At 63.1% G+C, this 16012-nt stretch carries 15 protein-coding genes; 7 read left to right on the top strand and 8 right to left on the bottom strand.

The window, feature by feature from the left end; all coding sequences use genetic code 11:
- The first annotated feature begins 1 nt into the window (after window position 1).
- The 4 genes from RE4_RS00275 (at window position 2) to RE4_RS00260 (ending at window position 6670) form a co-directional block, all read left to right on the top strand.
- Entirely contained in the window at window positions 2–1747 is a 1746-nt protein-coding gene (locus RE4_RS00275) for an Ig-like domain-containing protein (RefSeq protein WP_238076640.1), read from the top strand.
- Window positions 1748–1851: 104 nt separating this feature from the next.
- Window positions 1852–3975: a phosphocholine-specific phospholipase C gene (locus RE4_RS00270; RefSeq protein WP_060937772.1), complete on the top strand. Its 2124-nt coding sequence runs from the start codon at window positions 1852–1854 to the stop codon at window positions 3973–3975.
- Window positions 3976–4055: 80 nt separating this feature from the next.
- Window positions 4056–5525: a cellulase family glycosylhydrolase gene (locus RE4_RS00265; RefSeq protein WP_060938231.1), complete on the top strand. Its 1470-nt coding sequence runs from the start codon at window positions 4056–4058 to the stop codon at window positions 5523–5525.
- Between the two features lie 83 nt (window positions 5526–5608).
- Window positions 5609–6670, top strand: coding sequence for an alpha/beta hydrolase (locus tag RE4_RS00260; protein WP_081098286.1), 1062 nt, complete (start codon window positions 5609–5611; stop codon window positions 6668–6670).
- A gap of 7 nt (window positions 6671–6677) precedes the next feature.
- Here the strand turns inward: RE4_RS00260 and RE4_RS00255 are convergent, their stop codons facing one another.
- On the bottom strand, window positions 6678–7004 hold the full coding sequence (locus RE4_RS00255; RefSeq protein ID WP_019745900.1) for a winged helix-turn-helix transcriptional regulator: 327 nt from the start codon (window positions 7002–7004) through the stop codon (window positions 6678–6680).
- A gap of 56 nt (window positions 7005–7060) precedes the next feature.
- On the opposite strand from RE4_RS00255, the gene RE4_RS00250 reads away from it, so the two are divergent.
- Window positions 7061–7945, top strand: coding sequence for an SDR family oxidoreductase (locus RE4_RS00250; protein ID WP_046379550.1), 885 nt, complete (start codon window positions 7061–7063; stop codon window positions 7943–7945).
- Window positions 7946–8005: 60 nt separating this feature from the next.
- On the opposite strand, the gene RE4_RS31485 is transcribed toward RE4_RS00250, so the two are convergent.
- Window positions 8006–8134, bottom strand: coding sequence for a hypothetical protein (locus tag RE4_RS31485; RefSeq protein ID WP_003943237.1), 129 nt, complete (start codon window positions 8132–8134; stop codon window positions 8006–8008).
- A 179-nt stretch (window positions 8135–8313) separates the two neighbouring features.
- A complete protein-coding gene (locus RE4_RS00245) occupies window positions 8314–8886 on the bottom strand; it encodes a TetR/AcrR family transcriptional regulator (RefSeq protein WP_021333326.1) in 573 nt (190 codons plus the stop codon).
- A gap of 53 nt (window positions 8887–8939) precedes the next feature.
- Here RE4_RS00245 and RE4_RS00240 point away from each other — a divergent pair, with 53 nt between their 5' ends.
- Complete coding sequence (locus RE4_RS00240) at window positions 8940–9377, top strand: DUF2867 domain-containing protein (protein WP_019745903.1); 438 nt, start codon at window positions 8940–8942, stop codon at window positions 9375–9377.
- Here RE4_RS00240 and RE4_RS00235 read toward each other — a convergent pair whose 3' ends face one another.
- Genes RE4_RS00235 through RE4_RS00225 form a run of 3 tightly spaced genes read right to left on the bottom strand, consistent with a single transcriptional unit; the run spans window position 9378 to window position 13277 of the window.
- Window positions 9378–11006, bottom strand: coding sequence for a cation:proton antiporter (locus tag RE4_RS00235; RefSeq protein WP_060937771.1), 1629 nt, complete (start codon window positions 11004–11006; stop codon window positions 9378–9380).
- Between the two features lie 37 nt (window positions 11007–11043).
- Window positions 11044–11709: a YoaK family protein gene (locus RE4_RS00230; RefSeq protein ID WP_019745905.1), complete on the bottom strand. Its 666-nt coding sequence runs from the start codon at window positions 11707–11709 to the stop codon at window positions 11044–11046.
- Window positions 11710–11723: 14 nt separating this feature from the next.
- Window positions 11724–13277: an MBL fold metallo-hydrolase gene (locus RE4_RS00225; RefSeq protein WP_060937770.1), complete on the bottom strand. Its 1554-nt coding sequence runs from the start codon at window positions 13275–13277 to the stop codon at window positions 11724–11726.
- 244 nt (window positions 13278–13521) lie between these two features.
- On the opposite strand from RE4_RS00225, the gene RE4_RS00220 reads away from it, so the two are divergent.
- Entirely contained in the window at window positions 13522–14499 is a 978-nt protein-coding gene (locus RE4_RS00220) for an ABC transporter substrate-binding protein (RefSeq protein ID WP_060937769.1), read from the top strand.
- A gap of 33 nt (window positions 14500–14532) precedes the next feature.
- Here the strand turns inward: RE4_RS00220 and RE4_RS00215 are convergent, their stop codons facing one another.
- Entirely contained in the window at window positions 14533–15018 is a 486-nt protein-coding gene (locus RE4_RS00215) for a hypothetical protein (RefSeq protein WP_020971240.1), read from the bottom strand.
- Window positions 15019–15089: 71 nt separating this feature from the next.
- Window positions 15090–15968 (bottom strand): alpha/beta fold hydrolase, encoded by an 879-nt coding sequence (locus RE4_RS00210; RefSeq protein ID WP_060938229.1) that lies wholly within the window; start codon window positions 15966–15968, stop codon window positions 15090–15092.
- Between the last annotated feature and the right edge of the window lie 44 nt (window positions 15969–16012).

Here is a 16012-nt window from a genome sequence, read left to right as displayed (position 1 = left end):
GATGAACTCGAAACTGTTACGCGGCTCTGCGATTGCAACCGTCTCGGTACTGGCCGGCGGGTTGTTCGCGATCGCCGGCGGCGGGACCGCCTCTGCTGCCCCCGAGACCAAGAGCGTGGCCTTCACAACTGCATGCCATGTGCGCGAGATGGACGGTGCGGCAAGCCCGATCACGTTCAACGAGACGCTCGGCTCGGGGGTCACCATCACCGCGCCGACCACCGCGGCACCAGGTGAGACCGTCACCTACCGCGTGCAGCCGAACGAGATGAAGGCAAACGGCGGCGGCCATGCCAGCCGTGGAGTCGTGCATTGGGCCCGGATCAAGTACGACTTCGACATCCCGTCGGGCGTCGAATTCGTGAGTTCGCAGCTTGTGGCGGACAGTGCGTACGGCCTCGGATCCGACAGTGCCACTCCAACAGTCACACAGATCGACGACGGCGGTAATCCATCGGCATCCGGTACGCACCTGCGTATCTCCGGATCGAATCGGACCATCGGAAACGGTCCGTCCTCCGCGGTTCGATCGAGTGACGGCATCATCGTCGGTGCCAACACCAAGTTCCGACTCCCCGCAGTCGACGTCACAGTCAAAGCCGGTGCGGCTGGTAGCGAGATCAAGCCTTCGCTGCGAGTTTCCGATCCCGGCTCCGCCAACTACGACGACGACCGAAATGCGCTCACATTCGTCCAGCGCGAGAAGGATGTCTTCACAGTCAACTACTGGGAGCGCTACAACTGCTCCCCGCGGGACAACAGGAACTCCGGCCTCAACGCCGGTGGGCAGGCCCTGACCACCATCTACGTCAGCCAACCGACAACCACCACAATCCAGATGCCCGACTCGATCCAAGCCAGCACACCGACAGAGCTTGTCGCAAAGGTGGATCCGGCTCCGGTCAACGGAAACGTGCAGTTCAGGGTGGACGGCGCTGACGTCGGTACACCTGTCACGCCCGGTGCCGACGGCACTGCCCGGCTACCGCATACCTTCTTCACCGCCGGAACCGCGCGGGTCTCCGCAACGTTCCAGGGAGTCAACGGATTCCAGAGTTCCAACTCGACAGAGACGATGGTCACGGTGACTGCCGCACCTGTCGTCAAGCAGACCGACACTGCCGTGAACGTTCCTACCGATGCAAAGACGGGCGTATCGGTGTCGCTGAGGGCGCAGGTCACGCCGACCCCCACTGGTGGCACTCTCCAGTTCAAGGATGGCGCTGCAAACATCGGTGCCCCGATCCCGGTGGGCGCTGACGGAAAAGCCACTCTGGAACACGCATTCACCTCGGCCGGATCTCATGCAGTGTCGGCCTACTACTCCGGCGCAACAGGATTCATGCCGTCGATGGCATCGGCCCAAACGGTCACCGTGTCTGATCCCGCGCCGTCCGATGTCACCACCTCGACCTCACTGGCAGCTCCCGCGACGGCCAAGCAGAATGTCGCGGCAGAACTTTCCGCAACGGTCAGTCCTAATCCGGGCGGGGGTTCGGTTCAGTTCTTCGACGGTGACCAACCCATCGGACAACCCGTTGTCGTCGGAGTCGACGGTGTGGCGCGACTGACGCACACTTTCGCATCGACGGGCGACCATCCGATCAAGGCGGCATACGCCGGGCGAAGCGGATTCACGCAGTCTGCGTCGGACGAATCCATCGTAAAGGTTTCTGCTGCGCCTGATGATGGCGGAAACGGCGGCTCGGGCAGCCTCGGTTCGCTGGGCGGTCTCTTCGGTTCCTGATCGCATTTCTCTCGACACTGTTGCCGCTGCACCGATTCGGAGCAGCGGCAACAGCATGTCGCGGCCGTAGTCATAGCACTGATTGATTGATCGATGGAGCACAAGTGTCCAGGAATTCCTTTTCTCGACGGTCGTTTCTCGCCGCCGGGGTCGGCGCGACTGCAGTCGCCGCCGCTTCCCTTCTGCCGCCGTCGCTTCAACGTGCACTGGCGACACCCGCAAACTCCGGCGGGCTCGATTCGATCGAGCATGTTGTCCTCGTCATGCAGGAGAACAGATCTTTCGACCACTACTACGGCGCTCTGAGGGGTGTTCGCGGCTTCGGGGATCCGAATGCGTTGCGTCTACGCAGCGGCCAAAGCGTCTTCGAACAACCCGGACCTACCGGTCCTGTGCTCCCCTTCCCCATCCGCGATTCCGCTGCAGCACAACGCATGGACACCCAGAACGTCACCGGGCTGGATCACAGCTGGGCGGGCGGACATGCCGCACTCGCCGACGGCTGGCACGACGGTTGGATTGCGGCAAAGACCGGTACGACGATGGCGTACTACGACCGGCAAGACATTCCCTTTCATTACGAACTGGCGGACTCGTTCACGATCTGCGACGCCTACCACTGCTCCGTTCCGACGTCGACGAGCCCCAACCGGAATTATTGGGTCTCTGGATACACCGGATACGAGCCACTTTCGCCTAATCCGACCCAATCGGTCCTGCCTTCGGATCCGCCCGGCCCCGAGGGAAGAGCTGTAACCAATGCTGCCTACAACCCCTGGCACGCCGGCTACGGATGGACGACGGTTCCCGAGCGGTTGCAGTCCGCCGGCATTTCCTGGAAGACCTACCAAGAGTGGGACAACTTCGGAGACAACAACCTCGAATACTTCACTGCCTTCAAGAAAGTGGCGGCAGGGCTGCTTGGTCGGCCAAGCCTGCTCCCCTACGAACTGCAGACCTTGGCCGGGTTCTATCTCGCCCTGCCGTCGATGCCGGCGCCGGTCCAGGACGCAGCGGTACTGGCCCTCGAGAATGCTGCAGACCAACTGTCGCCTGCTGATCGCCAACTCTACGATCGCGCACTGTACCGATCCCGGCCCGGCACACTGGCCGCCGAGTTCAGGAAGGACGTCGAGTCGGGCCGACTGCCGCAAGTCAGTTATCTCGTTCCGTCCGAAGTGGATTCGGAGCACCCATCGGGATCGTCACCTGCGGCGAGCGCAACACTGCTCTATCAAGTGCTCGACGCCGTCGCCTCCGATCCCGATCTGTGGGCGAAGACGGCCGTGATCGTCAACTTCGACGAGAACGACGGGTACTTCGACCATGTACCGCCACCTCGACCGCCGCGCTCGGTCGAAACCGAATGGGTCGGCAATCAGCCGCTCGGCCTCGGCCCGAGGGTGCCGATGACGATCATCTCGCCGTGGACTGTTGGCGGTTTCGTTTGTTCACAAGTGTTCGACCACACGTCCGTCACGCAATTCCTGGAGAAGCGGTTCGGAATCACGCAGCCGGAAATCGACCCGTGGCGACGCACGGTGAGTGGCGACCTGACGTCGGCGTTCGACTTCGCCAACCCGCGTAGCCGACCGACTTTGGCGCGCCCGCAGCCCACTCCGCCTCTGGAACCGCGGTGGACACCGACCCCACCCACCGAACAGAGAATGCCCCTGCAGGAAAGCGGCACTCGACCAGCACGGGCCCTTCCCTATCAGCCCGACGCCTACACGACGGTGAACCCGGAAACCGGCTCGTTGACGGTCCATCTGGTCAATGCCGGTGCCGCATCAACTCACCTGGACTTGTACCCGTACGCAGGTGAGTTCGACGAGCCACGGCATTACGACCTCCTGGGCGAGGTCGATGACACCGTTGCGCTCAGTGATCGCGTCTACAGCCTGACCCTGTTGGGTCCCAATGGTTTCAGGCGCGAGTTCAGTGGAGCTACAGACAGTGCGGCAGCCTCGCTCGACGTCTCGACAACCATCGACGCAGGGTCGCGCGCGCTTGTACTGACCGCGAACAATTCCGGAAGTCGTGCACTCTCCGTCGACGTCGACGGGGACCGACGGAAGCTCGCTGCCGGCGCACGCGGCCGGTGGGCGGTGGCGTCGGCGGACGGCTGGTATCAGGCCACCGTGACGGTCGACGAAGATCTTGAATTCAAGCGCGTGCTCGTCGGACACATCGAAAACGGGCGTACCAGCGTAAGCCAACCGACGTGAATCGACACCGAGTGATCAAGACCAGGGCTGAATCCTCAGTCGGACAAGTCAATCCATCCACACATCCAGGAGGAGTTTCCGTGCGCCGTATCCCGCTCTCAGCATTGATAGTCGCGGGCTCACTGATACTGGGCGGCGGCATTGCCGCGGCTCAGGGCAGCCTGCCCACGTCGGGGAGCGCCGGTGGCACTTCGATGTCGCCGTCGTACCTGACCGATGACGCCGGCCGCTCCTTGATCCTGCGAGGGTTCAACACGGCGTCGAGCGCAAAAAGCGCACCCGACGGCATGCCGAAGTTCACCGAAGCCGACCTCGAGCGCGAACATGCAGACATGGGAACAAATTTCGTGCGGTTCCTGATCTCCTGGCGTTCGGTCGAACCGGAACCAGGACAGTACGACCAGGAGTATCTCGACCGCGTCGAGGACCGGGTCAGCTGGTATGCCGAGCGCGGCTACAAGGTCATGCTCGACATGCATCAAGACGTCTATTCCGGCGCGATCACACCAGAGGGCAACAGCGGCAACGGCGCAGGCAACATCGGCAACGGCGCACCGGCCTGGGCGACATACATGGACGGCCTTCCGGTCAGCCCTCAAGACCGCTGGGAGCTGTACTACATCCAACCCGGCGTGATGCGCGCATTCGACAACTTCTGGAACACCACCGGCCAACACCCCGAACTGGTCGAGCACTACGCGAACGCATGGCAGGCGGTGGCCGAACGTTTTGCAGGCAATGACACCGTCGTGGCCTACGACCTGATGAACGAGCCGTGGGGCGGTTCCCTCCAAGGCCCCGCATTCGAAGGTGGGCCCCTCGCTGCCCTGTATCAGCGAACCACCAACGCCATCAGGGAAGTTGATCAGGACAGCTGGGTGTGTGTGGCCCCGCAGGCCGTCGGCGTCAACCAAGGTGTCCCCAGCGGACTGACGAAGATCAACGACCCACGAGCCGGCGAACAGCGAATCGCCTACTGCCCACACCTGTACCCACTGCCCCTCGACCTCGGTGACGGATACTCCGGCCTCTCACGCACCCTCACCGACGCGACCATCGACACCTGGCGCGACAGCGTCGAACACATCGCCGGAAACGTACTCGGCGGTGTCCCGGTCATTCTCGGCGAATTCGGGCTCGACACAACACTGCCCGGCGCAACCGACTACATCGACCGCGTCTACACGACCGCCCGAGAACTCGGCGCGGGCGTCTCCTACTGGTCCAGTGATCCCGGGCCTTGGGGCCCGTACCTGCCGGACGGAACACAGACACTCCTCGTCGACACCCTGAACAAGCCGTATCCGCGTGCCGTCGCTGGCACACCCACCGAATGGTCCTCGAGCGTCGACCGCCTTCAGCTGACGTTCACCCCGAACCCCGCGGTGACGGCGCCGACGGAGATCTACCTACCCGAGAGCGGCTTTCCCGGCGGCGTCAACGTCGCAGGCGCCGACATCGTGAACTGGAACCCCCAAAGCCGTCTTCTCACAGTGGAAACCGCGGACGACGCGGGCCCCGTCACAGTCACGGTGACGCCGGCAAGCTGATCGCGAGCGTCGAAGTTCCTGGATACTTGTCCAGTTCTTTCGTAACGTACAAGCGACGGGTGATCAGCCGACGGAAGGCGAGTATGTCCACGGAGAAGATGTCTGTCCAAGATCGTGTTGCGCGGGTGGTGCTCGATGTCGTTGGCGCCTTACCGACCGGCGCGCAGCGCATTCTCGGTGGCAAGCCGAAGGAGATCGACGGACAGACTCTGCACCCCGAGATCCAGCTTGCACTGCGATTGCTCTCGGCAGTGGAAGGTACGAGCTTCGAGCATCTTCCGGTCGAAGAGGGACGAGCTCAGATCGACGCCGAATCGCGACTGTTCGGCGGTACGCCCATCGACATCGAAACGGTTCGCGACCTCGAGATCCCGGCCGGGGACCACGCGATTTCCGCTCGGCTGTATCGCCCCGCCGGGGTCTCCACGCCCGCTCCACTTTTGGTGTACTTCCACGGCGGCGGGTTCGTCCTCGGCAGCCTCGAGAGCGGCGACAGTGTGTGCCGCTTCCTGGCCCGCCACGGCGAAGTCAGTGTGCTGTCGGTGGACTACCGGCTGGCACCGGAGTTCCCCTTTCCCTCCGGGGTCGACGACGCCGTCGCCGCATTCCGGTACTGCGTCGAACATGCCGCGGAACTGGGCGCCGATCCGAAATCCATTGCAGTGGGCGGAGACAGCGCCGGCGGGAACCTGGCTGCCGTCGTCGCGCAGTCCACGACCGAAGACGACGTCAAACCCGCATTCCAACTGCTCTTCTTTCCCTGGGTGGACCTTTCGTCGAAGCGCCCGTCGCACAAGATGTTCGGCACCGACTTCTTTCTCACCGACGCCCAACTCGACTGGTATGCAGCCCATTACCTGTCGGGCGGCACTTCGGCTCTCGACCCGCGAGTCTCACCGCTGCTCACTCCGGACCTGGCCGGCCTACCGCCCGCGTACGTTGCGGTCGCCGGTTTCGACCCACTACGCGACGAGGGCGAAGCGTATGCGAACCGGCTGCGAGAGGCCGGAGTCCCGGTCGCACTGAGGCGTCACAGCGGTTTGATCCATGCCTTCGTCAACACCACCGGCGTCGGCCACACCGGACAAGACGCGATGTTCGAGGCCTGTGGCGCTCTGCGAGTTGGACTTTCGGGCCCGCGCTGAGGGCACCTCAGGAAACGGGGAGTGCCAGATCCGCCCACTCGACCATCGCTTCGAGCACGGAGCGCAGTTCCATCCCCGTCGCGGTGAGTTCGTACTCCACTCGCGGCGGCACCTCGGCGTAAGCAGTCCGGGTCACCAGGTCGAACTCCTCGAAACGTTTGAGCCTGGCCGACAGTGTCCTTGGACTGATGCCGGGCAAAGCGCGTCGTAGTTCCGTGAAGCGCATGGGGCCGTGCGTGAGCTCACGAACGATCAGCGTTGCCCACGGCCCGTCCAGGACCAGCAGGAAGCGCGCGACGCCGCACTCCGGAAGCACGTGACCTGATTCACTCATCGATTCCCCATTAGTTCACTTGAAGTAACTGGTTCCCGATGTGAACTATAGGCGTCATGACTTACACAGTGCATGGCGCCACCGGCGCACAGGGCTCTCCCGTTCTCGCAGGATTGGTCGCGGCTCTCGCCGGATCGGCAGGGGCCGAAGTCCGAGCAATTACCCGTAACCCTGACCAGACGTTCGAGGGTGCGAACACCGTCGTCGCGGACAATGCGTCAGTCGACTCTCTCGCCGACGCTTATCGCGGGGCGGACGGGGTGTTCTTTCACCTGCCACTCGCCGGCGACACCGAGACGCTAGCTGGTTATGCCCACAATGTTCTGGCTGCAGCGAGAGCGGCGCGCCCTTCGCGGTTCGTGATCTCTACCAGCGGCACGGTGATCGGCGACGCTACTTCGCCGCTTGCCGGTCCCAACACACCCGTTCTCTCCGAGCTCGTCGACGGACTTCGCGCCGAAGGCATCGCGGTGACCGTTCTGACCCCACGTTTGTTCCTCGAGAATCTTCTTCTGCCCACTGTGCTGTCGGGAGTGAAAGACGAAGGCGTCCTGCGTTACCCACTGCGTGCCGATCTCGCGGTCGCATGGAGTTCACATCTCGACGTCGCTGATGCAGCCGTCGCGGCCCTGACTCTCGACGTAGCACCGGACGCGGTCGACATCGGACAGATTCCGGCGATCACCGGTATCGAATTGGCCGAGGCATTCGCCGAACACTTCTCGCGCGCGGTAACTTTCGAAGCCGTAACACCCGATGCCTTCGGTGCATCGATTGCGCCGATCATCGGAGCGGGTGCAGCAGCCGGGGTTTCCCAGCTCTACACGGGACTCGAATCTGCCGACAGCGTCGCGTTCGACTCCGCGACGGGTTCTACTGCTGCCTTGGGTATCACTGCCCGCAGCACGCGGGCCTGGCTGGCAGATCTCGGGGTGAACTGACCGGACAACGCAAAAGGCCGGCTCCGCGAAGTATCGCGTGGAGCCGGCCGATTTCCGGGGTTACCGGTGCGTGCGGGTCTTCAACTGGCGGTTCAGCTGCCGACTCCCGAAGTCCAGACCGGCACCGTCACTGGTGGCCAGCACGGTGAGTCCAGCGGCGACCAGCAACGAAATAAGCACAACGCTCATGGTGAGTCACCTTTCTTCCTGTCGTGAAACGGTTTTGCGCCTCCGGGAAATGCCGACATATCCGGCACCCCACTTCAGCTGACCTCAAAGTATCTGTAACTATGGGTTACGCGCAATGTGTGGTCCCTCACCTGAAAGCGCAGGGTGATGCGCAGATCACGCTGCATTCGATGGCGGACTTACCCGGCCAGAACCATGCTCACGAACTCGTCGGCGAGCGCGTGAGCGTCCGCACCGCTGCCAGGAACCACATCTGGCGCACTGTGCACCAATTGCATCTGCCCCAGGTACATCGAATAGGCAAGTACGCCACGATGTTCCGCTTTCTGCCTGTCCATCCCCAGATCGACCAACAACGTCACGATGTAGGCGACTCGACGCTCGGTGACACGTCGAACCGCCGCCGAAACCACAGGATGGTCGATCCCGGCAAGCAGTTCCAACTCCGCACGGCGACCGGCCAGTCCGGTTGTGACCGCGTCGACCAGGCGACGCAACCTCACCTCTGCCGGTTCGCCGGAGGCCTCGACGGAAGAGATCAGTCGCTCGGTTGCCAGAACTTCCCATCGATCGAGCGCAGCCTGCAGCAATTCGTCACGGTTCGCAAAGTGCCAATAGAAGGAACCCTTGGTCGATCCCAGCGTGCGTGCCACCTTCTCCACAGCGACGGCACCTGGCCCGTGGCTGGTCAGAGCCTCGAAAGCAGCATCGATCCACTGATCGCGGGAGAGTCGGGCGCGGGCATTCGTCACCTCCGTACGGTACCGTATGGGTAAGTTCCATACGGCACCGTACGGAGGATGAAATGACACTCGCATTCAAGGCAATGCCTGCACCGGACTGGGCAGAAGCCACCACGATCACCATCCCGTCTGTTCCGACCCATACATCCGAGGAGTGGGCGCAGGCCGTCTTCGACGTCAGGAATGTCCCCGCACCAGTCCTCGCGATGTTCTGGCTCAGGGAGCGGGTAGTCGGACTGCTCGGCATCGCCAAGGGACGCCCGGACACCTTTACCGTCGACAAGATCGCCGACGGAGAGGCCCTCATCGAGGCGGACGAGAAACACCTACGATTCGTCGCCTCGGTTCAGGCCGACAACGACGCCGGTCTCCTGCACGTCGTCACTGCCGTGGAGCTGAAGAACCGCGCGGGCCGAATCTACTTCGCACCAGTTCAGGTACTGCACGGCGTGATCACGCGGGCAATGATGACGTCTGCTCGAAAGAGACTGTGCACGTGATCAACCGTCCGGACCGCCCTTGAGTTCGAGGCTGATCTGATCGGCGTCCAGCGCGGCCAGTGCCGATCCGAGCATCCGTGCGTCGAACAGGCAGTCGTCCCGCGCGTCGAGTAGCGCTTGGCGCTGCGCGTCGATCACGTCGAGCCGGGTCTTCTTCTTCGACTGCCCCTCGGGTGGAACGAAACTCGCAGAAGCATCCTCGAGTAGAGCGAGCAAACGTCGATGTTCGTCGAGTTCGGAATCGGTGAGGTCCTGCGCTGCCGGACCGACCGCCACTACGACGCGCTTCAACGTCCCACCCTGAAGGATCAACGAGCCGGCTGCGACCAGGAACGCCACCAAGATCAGAAGCGATCGACTCGGAGTGTCTTCCGGAAGAGTCTGCGCGGCAGCCAGAGTGACCGCTCCGCGCATACCGGCCCAGATGACGATCGTCCCTTCACGCCATCCCAACGGCGCGGCAAGGTAGTAATCGATATCGGCAACCGTCCGCCGCACCCGAATCTTGAACCGTTCCATCTGATTCGCCGAAGGCGCCCGGCGCCTGCTACGCCGCCCTTCGTCCGGTGGGTAATCCTCTGGATTTTCGAGACGATTCGCGATGTCGGAGAGTCTGGGTTTCATGCGTTCGCGAAAGTTCGCCCGCGCTTGGAGTGCTCGCAGTAGCGGCGCGACGTACAGAGCCCGAACCAAGATCGTGAGGAACAGTGCACCCGCAGCGACGAAGACTGCGGTGGTGATTCCCTCGTGGTCGACCCGGACATCGTCGACTATCGACGAGAGTTCGAGGCCCATCACCAGGAAGATCGCACCTTCGAGGACCAGTTCGACTGTGCGCCAGTTCTGGGAGTCCGACAACCGATGACGCGGCGAAAGCTTCCGAGGAGCGTCGTAGCCGGTGACGAGCCCGGCCACGACGGCAGCAACCAACCCCGATGCACCCAACTCTTCGGCGGGGATCGCGGCCAGAAACGGCACCGTGAACGAGATGACCGTGTTGACCGTCGAGTCGGTGACACGGGCACGAACCATCAGGTTGACCTTGCCGACGACAACACCGATGACCGCGGCCACGACGACGGCAAAAGCGAACTTGCCCAACACACTCCACAGCGATACCGACGCGGCCGCTCCGGCGATGGCAGTACGCAACAGGACCAGAGCGGTAGCGTCGTTGAGCAGGCTTTCGCCTTCGAGGATCGACACCACCCGCGGCGAGACCGGGAGTTTCTTGACGATGGACGTCGCGACGGCATCCGTCGGGCTCACGATCGCGCCGAGTGCAATGCCCCACCAGATGCCGAGTCCTGGTATCACCCACGAGAAGAACACACCGAGAACCAGCGCACTCACCACGACGAGGAGAACTGAGAGCCCACCGATAGCACCGAATTCACGCCGAAACTCCATCGACGGCATCGAGACCGAAGCTGAGTACAGCAGCGGCGGAAGCACACCCGCGAGAATCCATTCCGGATCGATGTCCACTGCTGGGACAAAGGGGAGGAGGCTGACAACGATCCCGGCCATCACCAGAATCAGCGGCGCCGCGACTCCGATCCGCGCCCCGAGCGTCGAGGCGGCGACGATTCCGAGTAGTCCCAGCACAACGATGATCAGAGCATCCACAGTTCCCCCGCACTCCGGCTTGTGTACCCCGCTCTTTTTACACCTGTGCCGGTGCCGGGGGCGAGACCCGCCACGCGACGGCGATCAGAAGAACCGTGAATGCCGAAGCAGGCCACAGAGCGTGAAGGCCGATCCACCGATGAACGAGCGCACCGACTACCGCGCCCGCGATCAACCCCGCGCACATCCCGAAGTGCTGCAGCCACGCCCACTTCGGGCCGCCCAGAAAGGCTCCGGTGAGACGCTGGCCCATCTTGACCAGCGCACCGGTCATGTACGTGACACCGATCGTCACCTCACCGTCGCGTTGGAACACCGAGTTGACGGCTCCCATCGCCAGGGCCATCGCCGAGATCGCGCCTGGGGTGACGTCGAGGCTGCTCATCACCGAACCGATGGCCAGCAGTCCCGCCACAACCGCAAGCACTGTGACCTTGCGGGTCCGGACGGAGTACCGCTCCGTGAAGTGGGTGACGACGGTTCCCAGCGCGATTCCCAGGAGGAAGAGCACGATGATGCCGCCTGCCACCCGCGCGGTCGACCACACCCCGTCTGCAAATGCGACGCTCGCCTGCGTCATGTTGCCGCTCATGAACGAAACGAAAGGCCCACCGAGCGTGATGAATCCGAGCGCGTCGACGTAACCGGCCAACCCGGCGAGCGCTGTCGCCAGGCCGATCAGCGACCTGCTGTATCCCGTCACCCGACGAGCTCGGTTCAGCTCAGCTTGCTGGTGCGCAGCTCGTGGCCCTTGGACGTCTTGCAGCGGCCGGTCTCGAGATCCCACTGCCAGCCGTGCAGATCACAGGTGAGGTTGGTGCCGTCGACGACACCGAACTTCGACAGGTCAGCCTTGAGGTGAGGGCAACGACGCTGAATCTCGTAGCCACCCAACTCGATAGACGCGCTGTCGTCGTGCGCCTCGGCGAACCAGCCGTCGGCGTATGCGATGCGTTCGTCGGTGAGGCACTTGAAGAACGTGTAGAGGAACTCGTTGTACCCACCGATGCGCCACGCCGTGAAGCGTGTCGACAGGAAAATGGTGTTGACCCAGTCTGGCTCGTCGTCACGCAGAACGGTGCGAACCAGTTCGGGAGCAATGCGGAAGCCGTAGCGGTACTTACCTTCTCCGTCGATGGGCTCGCGAACGATCCGCTTCGGGAAGTCGAGGACGACCGTCTCCTCTCCCATCACGAGTCCGACGGGGTAGCCGATTCCGTCGCAGATCAGATCGGACTGCGCCATGATCGGCTCGAACTTGGCCTTCAGACCGTCGAGCAGCGGCTCGCCTTCGGCCGGAGCCCACGTAGCCTTCTGCGCGGCGATGACCGGTGCCATCTTCTGCGCCATCTTCTCGATGTACTCGGCCTTGTTCGAGAAGATCTTGTCGACGTCCGCGTCCGGGATGGGATGCGTCAGGGCGACCTTCTCACTTCCCCGAAGTTCGACGGCCGAGCCGGGGATCATCAGCAGACCACGATCGTTGCCGTTGATGCGCATCTGCTCGAGGAACGTGATCTGGTCGGGGAAGATGTTTCCCTCGTCGCCGTGATCGTCGTTGAGGTAACGCAGGTCGTCGTCGAGGAAGACCGGCGGGCCGGCCGACGGTACAACCCAGGCAGCGTCGACCTGGGAGATGTAGTTGCGGCAGCGGTCCATGCCGCGCTGACGCTTCTGCTTGCCGAAGTTGCGCTTGGTGCCCTTCGGGATGTCGTAGACCATCGGGTACCAGATCGCGCCCGAGTACTGCAGCAGATGGATGTCGACCTTCCCGAAGGCGTCGGTCAGCGGGTCGAAGTCGACGGGCCTGGCGTCGTTCATGTTGAAACAGGTGGTCTCCCCGTCCGAGACGACCAGGCCTGAGTCACCGATCGGACCGTCCGCGGGAGCGCGCAAAGCGATGATCATGATGTCGAGATCGCCCTTGGGACCGCTGACGGTGTGCTTGACGGAGTCTTCCGTCTCGAAGAACTTGTGGAAGCCGAGCTTCTCGAGCTCACGCTTGAGGTCCGGCACCGGGTAATCGGGGAGCAGGACGGTGGCGTCCTTGTTGACGTGCGCGATCAGGTTCTTCGGATCGAAGTGGTCCTTGTGCAGGTGCGAGACGTAGAGGTAGTCGCAATTGCCCAGCGCGTCCCAGTCCAACTCGGTGTTGTCGGGGAACGGCACCCAGGACGCGAAATACGTCGGGGTCACCCATGGATCACACAGGATGGATCCGGCCTCGGTCTGGATGTGAAATCCTGCGTGGCCGACGCTGGTGATCTGCATTGCAACCTCCGAAATCGTACTGCTGGTGCACCCAGCATAGTCGGCGCCATCAGGGCCAAATCGCGATCGAGGAGGCGGCCGGTTGTGACGTCATGCACGTCAAAGGTCGAAAGTGGGTTGTGATTCAGGCGGGCCGGTGACGCCGACAACACTCTGCGCGCTGGCGTGTTCGCCGTATTTCTTGGCGCTCATGGGAGCTGTTTCGCCATTCCCGAAGGCAGCCCCTAAGGCTAACCTAACAAATATGACTCGACTTCTTTCTCCCTCCACGACCGATCGCGACTACTGGGCGATCGTGGACAACCTGACGCGGCGCGGTTTCTTCGGCGTCGGCGCGGGCGTCGCTGCGGCCGCGTTTCTCGCCGCCTGCAGCAGCACGGAAAGTTCGACGCCCGATAACGCGGAGACCTTCGAGTTCACACGCGGCGACGAGAAGCTGATCATTCCGACGGACCCTCAGAACGTCGTTGCCCTCGATCCACGCGACGGCCTCGAATTGTCGATCCTCGCGGGGTACCCGGTGACCGCCTACCCGACCGGCGCCGCCGAACACCTTCGCCGCGAGGTCCCGGATGCCACCGGTGTCGAGATTTTCGCCGAAGGTGCTTCGGATCCCAACTTCGAATACATCTCGACCCTCGGCGCGGACCTTCTCGTCCTCAGCGCCGGCTGGTGGGACACCGGGTCGTACGGCAACGACCGGATGCAGCAGATTGCACCGGTCCTGCCCGTCGGCAAGGACTTCACCCCGGAATGGCGGAAGGTCATGTCGGACTTCCTCACCGGCATCGGGCGCAGCGATCGCGCCGAAGAAGTACTCGCCGAGTACGACGCCCATGTAGCTCAGGTCCGCCCGACCGTCGAACCGCTGATGGCCGGCAAGAAGGTTGCCTTCGTTGCCGCCGCCGAGGATCAGATCGCGTGGTTCCAGAACGATTTCCGCACCGCCGTCGCCGAGGACCTCGGGTTCGAGGTGCTCCGTGAAGGCCCCGACCTTCGCGTGATGCTCGGGTCGGAGCAGTTCAACCGTCTCGAAGAAGCTGACGTCATCTTCGCCTTGGATCGCAGCGCCTCCGGCAGCGTGTACACCTCGCCGACGTGGCAGCGCCTGCCCGCCGCACAGGCCGGTCGCGTGATTCCGTTCGACTACTACAAGGCCGCGGGATACGCCTTGACCGCCAAGGTCCTGGTCGACGACTTGGCGGCCGGGGTCAAGCGGTAGAACCCGACCTTCGTCAACCCGACGGGGCCCCGATCATTCGGCACCGGCGGCTCGTCCTGTCACGCGGTCCCGAAACTCACGGAACGCTTGGAAACCACCGGTGAGCGCCCGCGCCAGTTCCTCGGCGCTTTCGACCCAGACGACGTCCTCCAACTCGGAAACGTCGTCGGGCTCGTGATTGCGCTGGGGAACGAGAAACGTCGGGTCACCCTGAGGGTTGACGATCAGGAACCCAGCGGCCGCGCAGAGGTCGTAGACGAACGCGCACTCGGCAGGCGACAGCGTCGCGTGGAAGATTCCACCACTGAGTGGATCGCTCTGCTCGAGCGAGTCGAGATGAAGGTCGGAGAAGGCCCCGTCGATCGTCAATGCCCTGTCGTCACGGTCGACGATCTCGCCTCCGTACGGGCTCTCGACCACGCGCAGCCCGTGCTGATCGAGGAAAGCGGCGACCGCCGCCCGATCAACATCGAGTTGCACGTCCTTCGTCATACGCATGAAGTGCAGCGAGAAACCCATCGATCCCCCTCGTCCATTCGCGACGCACGTGATGCGCTCGCCAGTACCTCGACAGCCGAGAAGCGTCAAAACTACCTCTCGAGTAGGGTCCGGATCGCCTCGACCACTTCGGCAGGCGCCTCTTCCGCCATGAAGTGACCTGCGGACAGCGTGCGGTGCTCGAGATCGGGCGCCCACGCTTTCCACAGGGCCTCGGCGTCGTAGCCGAGCATCGAACCCCAGTCCTGCTGAATGACCGTGACCGGCATGTGCAGTTGGTTGCCAGCATCGCGATCGGCCTGATCGTGTTCGACGTCGATGCCTGCCGACGCCCGGTAATCGGCAACGATCGACGGCACCGCCTCCCGTGAGGCGCGCAGGTATTCCGCCCGCACGTCTACCGGAATCGCTTCGCGGTTCTGCGTCCACACGTCGAGAAAGTGCTCGAAGAACACGTCGGCGCTGGCGCTGATCATCTGCTCGGGAAGACCAGGTGGCTGAGCCATGAGATAGAGATGGAATGCCACAGCAGCATTCGATCCGTGCAGGATGTCCCACATATCCAAGGTCGGGAGCACGTCCAGCGAACCGAGCTGTGTGATCACATCCGGGTGGTCCAGCCCAGCTCTGACGGCAACCAGCGCACCACGATCGTGGCCGACGAGGGCGAACTTCTCGTGTCCCAGCTTCTTCGCCACCTCGACAATGTCGGCAGCCATTGTTCTTTTGGAGTAGGTGTCCGGGTTTTCCTCGACCGGTTTGTCGCTGGCTCCGTATCCGCGGAGATCCGGGCAGATGACGGTGTGATCCGACGCCAACGCAGTGGCGACGTGACGCCACATGAGGTGTGTCTGGGGGAAACCGTGAAGAAGGACGAGTGGTGTTCCGTTTCCGCCGACCGCGACGTTGAGCCGCACCCCGTCTGTTGTGGAAATCTGCTGATAGTCGAAGCCTGGAATGGTGATCGTCATCGGTCGCTCTCGTTTGTCGGGGTGATGGCAATCAGCTTCGCCGC

It is taken from the genome of Rhodococcus erythropolis NBRC 15567, assembly GCF_001552595.1.
In the GTDB taxonomy this organism is placed as follows: domain Bacteria; phylum Actinomycetota; class Actinomycetes; order Mycobacteriales; family Mycobacteriaceae; genus Rhodococcus_F; species Rhodococcus_F erythropolis.
The sequence above is the reverse complement of the archived record's forward strand: the minus strand, read 5'-3'. Positions and strand labels throughout refer to the sequence as shown.